Source organism: Bacillus sp. GMa5/1 (assembly GCF_050172015.1).
Lineage (GTDB): Bacteria > Bacillota > Bacilli > Bacillales > Bacillaceae_G > Bacillus_A > Bacillus_A cereus.
Map to the genome: position 1 here is coordinate 1 of NZ_JBNLYC010000225.1, position 5,532 is coordinate 5,532.

Sequence of the window (5,532 nt, forward strand, 5' to 3'; positions counted from 1 at the left end):
TGAAAAAGATCCCCTGATGCATTCATATGCAGAAGGGGATCTTAATTTTTATGAGATTTAAAATTTACTTTTAGATAATGCTTTAAGTACTGGCTTTACAATGAAACCTATTAAACGAAAGCCTTTAAATATAGAGCGTACAACTTTCATGAAGATGCTCCCCTTAAATTAAAGGACATAACTTATTCCTTTATTTCTTTTATTGCGTTTAGTGAATCTTTAAAGTATGCCAAACCATCCATTACAGATTGTTCATACCCTTTAACCTTTTCTTTATCCCTTTCGTCTAAGCCTGAAAACATGCCGGCTACTGCCTTTTGATATACTGTTAAGGAATCTATCAGTCCGATTTGTAAATCTGTGTACTCCTTAGGTGGGTGAAGAGATTTTATCTTGTCAGCTTGTACTTGTACTTTATCATACTGCGCTTTTAATTCGTCTTTATTTGTCAATAGTGTTTTATCTTTTTCAATTATTGGTTTCGTTGCGCGTAATTCAGATTCAAACTTATTAGCAAGTTTATACACTGTCTCTTGATACTCTTTTATAGTACTGAATCTCGTATTGTCTTCTATCTTGTCTTCCTTTTTAATTACATCTTTCTCTTTACTTACTTCTTTTTTACTAGCTTCTTCATCTTGTATTTTCTTCTCTAACTCGTCTTTCTCTTGATTTATTTTTTCTTTACTAGCTTTTTCATCTTGTATCTTCTTTTCTAACTCGTCCTTCTCTTTATGTAGTTTATCTACTTCTTCATTTAACGATTTTATAACATCCTTATCAGATCTGGTTTCAGTTTTCTTTTCTGACTCTGCTACTTGTAAGTTATCAGTTTTCTTTTCTTTTTCTATGTCATTATTTGAACAACCTATCGCTGATAACATGATTGGAAGTGCTAAACATATTAGTTTCTTGTTTTTCATTTCTCCTACCCCTTTACTTCTTATTTTGTAGATTCCCTTTATACTCTATTGTTTACGTTTTTATACCGCTCACTTGCTTTTTTAGCGTTTCCTTGCTTTCATTACTACTTCACTTTCTAATTCCATCATTTCAAATGTATCACCGTTAAAGGATAATACCTTGAATTCCGCATATGGTGGTAAGTCTATACCTTCTTTCTCTGAGCCATGCTCTATAAACTTCTTATACTTGAAGGTAATTTCTTTCTTAATCCCGTCATACTTCCATTCACCTATCATATGAGTTTGATTACGCTCTTCCTTGTTTTCACTCTCATACATGAGGAAAGAACCATCTTTCTTTAAGTCAAAACCTAGATTAAATTCACCATTTCGATATGTACCCCAATCAGCTACTAACTCTTTACCGTTTGCAGAGATATTAACAGTCCCTTCATCAGAGTCTTTCTTTTCTTTCTGTTTCTTATCCATTGCTTTCTGTTTTGCCCCAGGATAATCTGCTTCAAAATCTTCGAATAAGGTTTCCAACAAACGAGGTCCGTAGTTTACATCGTTCATACCTTTTTCTAGTACTTCTTTTAGTCTTACAGTACCAATTCTACCGTCGCCGAACTTTCTAATATCTTCTTCTACTCTATTTAATCCTTCTCTACTCTTTGTTACAGCTTCTTTAATGAGGTACTCCTGCTGTTCTTCATACTTTTTCGGTGCATTCATGCTTTCTAAATCATCCAATACAAGTCTCGTATCCGTAATAGCATCTATTGTAGGCTTTGTAATTGATTCACCATCTTCCATCATTGATTTAGCTTTTGCTTTTATACTATCTATTTCTTGTTGTAAGTCTAAACGTAACTCAAATGCACGATTGACATATTCTTTTTCGGATAGTTTTTTTGTACTCTTTTCTTTCTTATCTATATCATCTGTAGGAAAACCTTCTGTATCGTCTTTATCAGAGGATTGTTTGCCTGTATCTGTTTTTGTTTCTTTACTGTATGAGTCTAATTGTATGTCTTTTTTCGGTTTAGACTTTTTTTCCGCTTCTTCCTGCTTAGCCTTAATAGTTGCTAATGCACCTCTTAGTTGTTTTTCGATATCTTCATCACTATAATGCATTTTTTTCATATCTTCTATCATTTTATCTGCTTTAAACTCTTTGTCTACCTGTCTAAACTCTGATTGAGTAAGTCCGTATGTTTCTGTTGTACAAGCTGATAATAACATGATAGGTAAAGCTAACGTTACGATTCTCTTTGCTTTCATTTTTACATTACCCCTTAGTCAGTTGAATGATTATATGTATAATTACAAGTTACTCTAGTACAACTTCTTTATAGCTTTCATATACATGTCTGACCCTTGATTTATTAAGTTAAAACCATCATTAACCTCAGATTTATTAATATTATCTAGGTAAACGTATACGTCTTCTATCCCGTCACGCATAATTTTCAACGAACGTAAAATAAGTTCATGAATATCTTTTTGCCCATCACCAGGTGTTAGAGCATTGAATTTGTTTGTTACGTTTGATACATTAGCTAATAATTCAACACCTTCACGCATAGTCTCCATTTTATGGATTACTATTACCTAAAGCGATAACCGCAGAAATATATTCTTCATTTAATCCTTTTCGAATTATAGCCATACATGTCCCAGACTCATCACCTAAGAATGCTGTTTCAGGAACGCTATTTTTCAATATTTCACTAGTGAATGTAATGATTTCTCTTTCTGGATCTTGAGCATCTGTATAACGCTCTTTCTCTATAGCATCGACTGGAAGTATATTTTTCACTTCTGTCATGACATCGGATAATGAACGACTTTGTTTTCCTGATTGGGAAAATTGAAGGGTGATATTATTTGCTCTGCCTTCTAAAAACATTGCTATAATATAATCGTTTGCAAATCTAGCGATTGAAGCAGATCCTTTATTTGAACCGTATTCTTTTACAAAGTTTTCTTCTGTATCACCTAGACCAGCTTTAACAGAAATTTTATTTGATTGTGTAGCCGGTAATTGTTTTTCCTTATCTGGTGTAGATTCTTTCTTTTCTTTTTGTTGTTTCTCTTTTTCTTCAGCTTCGGCTTTTTCTTTAGCTTCTTTTTCAGCTTTCTGTTGTGCTTCTTCCTGTTTGCGTTTTTCTTCGGCAGTTTTTTTCTCTTCGTTAGCTTGTTTAGCTTTTTCTTGTTCTTCTTTTTCCTGTGCTTTTTTCTCTTGTTCTTTAGCTTTCTTTTCCTTTTCAATTTTTTCTTTTTCTTGGTTTTCTTTTAATACTTTTTCTTCAGCTCTTTTTTTATCAATTGCAACTCGTTCTTCTGGAGTTATCGACTTGCTAGCAAACGCGCTTGCTAAAATAAACGAAATGAATAATACCGGCAAGAAAATTAATATAACTCGACCTCTTGTTTTTGTGTTGCCAAAACGAACTACCTTTCCTGGTTTGATTAGACCTATAATTAGTGCAATCACCGATAGTATTGACACTAATAAAAACAAAAACATTAATGCAGTAAACAAATAAAAACCTCCTTATATATGTAAATCAAAATATAATTATAACAGGAATAAATGGTTGAGTTACATAATTATTGTAAAAAATCTAATGTATACTTTCTTAAGCTCGCATAAACCCACATTCAAAAAACTTGTCCATTAAGTTACTTACAATCCTTTTGGATGAGTTATTGTATTAATGAAGAGTATGATAGACATGTATGGAAATGAAAATATATTTACAGTCTGCGAAATGGACATATAATAGAAGAAAAAAGAAATATTTATATTGTCATCACCCTGTTGGTGTCAACCTAATTACACCAACAAGGTGACGACAAAGCATAAACGCTTATATGTCGCCATCTTGAGGGAGCCTAGGGTAAAGCACAAGTTCGAAATCATCGAGCCTTTGCCACTTTTCCTTTTTATAAACAGCCTTTTCTAAAACCGACTTTAGGAGGCTGTTTTTCTTTTTGGGATCATCTGTTTTAAAGTAGAGATCAAGAACATGCTCCACTTGAGGTATTGTATCTTTCTTGACTTTTTCCTTCTTAATTTCGGTTTTAATTTCTTTCTTTAAGTTTTCCATAGTGGAAGTAATTTCAGTTATACGGTCAGAAACTACATTCGAGCGTTCTAAAAACATATCGACTGTGTAAACGCCACGTTCTAATAAATCATGTAAATTATTTTTTTGTTTTTGGATATCCACTAATTCTTTTTCAAGCTTGCGTAATGCAGCTTCATTCATTTGAATGACTTGTGTTTCTTTTAATTTGTCATCTTGCTTATGTTTTTCAAAATCAGCTTTATAATTGATGTACCATTCTTTTAATGCCTCGAGTAAACGCTTCTCGATTAATTCAGTATAACTTGATTTGTTTTCACAGCCACGGTGTTTACAATCCATCGTTTCTTTTCGGTTCTTCGGATAACGTTGGACCATACTGTAACCACATTTAGAGCATTTAATAATACCAGCTAGTGGATTTTTAATTCCGTTCGTATTGTAAGGAATGTGATATCTTGAGTTTAATTTTTCCTGTACTTGCTCAAATAAGCTTTCAGGTATGATAGACTCATGTTTTCCATCAGCAATAATCCAATCTGATTTATCTTGTCTTGCACAGCTACGTTTCACAGCATCAGGACGTTTTACTTCTTTTCGTTTTTGCCACGTTACTTTTCCAATGTACACATTGTTCTTTAATATATCTAAGATGCTGTAGGGGTTCCATTCATTACCTAGCTTACTTTTGTAGCCAAGATCATTTAACTTGCTCCTAATTGCATTTGCTCCCATATCCTCATGGGCATACCAATCAAATATCATTCTTACAACTGAAGCTTCTTCTGGATTAATTGTTAAAGTACGTTCTCGCTTATTTAAGCGATGGATATCATATCCGAATGGTGCATGTGTACCAAGATAATTCCCAGCCTCTACACTGGCGACACGACCTCGTTGCATACGTCGTGTAATAATCTTTAACTCCTTACGAGCCATAAACGCTTCAAATTCGCTATATTCTTCGTCCCACTCATCATTTAGGTCATATGTCTTTCTAGGGGTCATAATCTTCGTATTCGAGCGTTTAAACGTCTCTAAAATGATTCCTTGTTCTTTCATACCACCACGACCTAAACGGTCCATATCCATACAAAGAACAACATCATATTTATTATCTTCAATCTCTTCAAGTAGCGCTAACATCTCAGGGCGTTTCACTAAGCTCTCACCAGAAACGATTTCCTCACGAACTGATAAAACATTTAGGTTCATTTCCTTGGCAATTTTCAGCAGGGTAGTGCGGTGCTTTGCTAAAGTTTCACCTTCGCCACGTGCTTCGGCTTCTAAATCAGCACGGGATTTTCTTAGGTAGATTGCAGTTTTCATAGAGTGACCTCCTTATTATTAGTTATTATATAAAAAATGAGTTAAGAGAAGTAACAAAACCTCTTAGTAAAAAAACTCCCTTAAGGAGTTTTTTTACTAAATTCTATTTTTATAGTTGGAATTTTTTTATTTTCGATTTTGTTTTTGTTTGGGTTATACATATTTTGTTTTTTGTATCTTAGGTATACCTCAGAAGAAAAATC

General features: G+C 33.4%; 5 protein-coding genes. All 5 read right to left on the minus strand.

From position 1 onward, the window contains the following. Positions 1 to 182: 182 nt before the first annotated feature. The gene (locus ACQGSG_RS25940) at positions 183 to 923 is read right to left on the minus strand and encodes a DUF7018 domain-containing (lipo)protein (RefSeq protein WP_098023398.1); all 741 of its coding nucleotides are present in this window, start codon (positions 921 to 923) and stop codon (positions 183 to 185) included. An 81-nt stretch (positions 924 to 1,004) separates the two neighbouring features. Then, complete coding sequence (locus ACQGSG_RS25945; protein WP_074596293.1) at positions 1,005 to 2,189, minus strand: DUF3994 domain-containing protein; 1,185 nt, start codon at positions 2,187 to 2,189, stop codon at positions 1,005 to 1,007. Between the two features lie 54 nt (positions 2,190 to 2,243). Beyond that, a complete protein-coding gene (locus ACQGSG_RS25950; protein ID WP_325843038.1) occupies positions 2,244 to 2,501 on the minus strand; it encodes a hypothetical protein in 258 nt (85 codons plus the stop codon). A gap of 1 nt (position 2,502) precedes the next feature. Continuing rightward, positions 2,503 to 3,453 carry a hypothetical protein gene (locus ACQGSG_RS25955; protein ID WP_325843037.1) on the minus strand — a complete coding sequence of 317 codons (951 nt, stop codon included), beginning with the start codon at positions 3,451 to 3,453 and terminating at the stop codon, positions 2,503 to 2,505. Positions 3,454 to 3,781: 328 nt separating this feature from the next. Continuing rightward, positions 3,782 to 5,329, minus strand: a complete 1,548-nt coding sequence (locus ACQGSG_RS25960; protein WP_325842593.1) for a recombinase family protein — start codon at positions 5,327 to 5,329, stop codon at positions 3,782 to 3,784. Positions 5,330 to 5,532 lie beyond the last annotated feature (203 nt).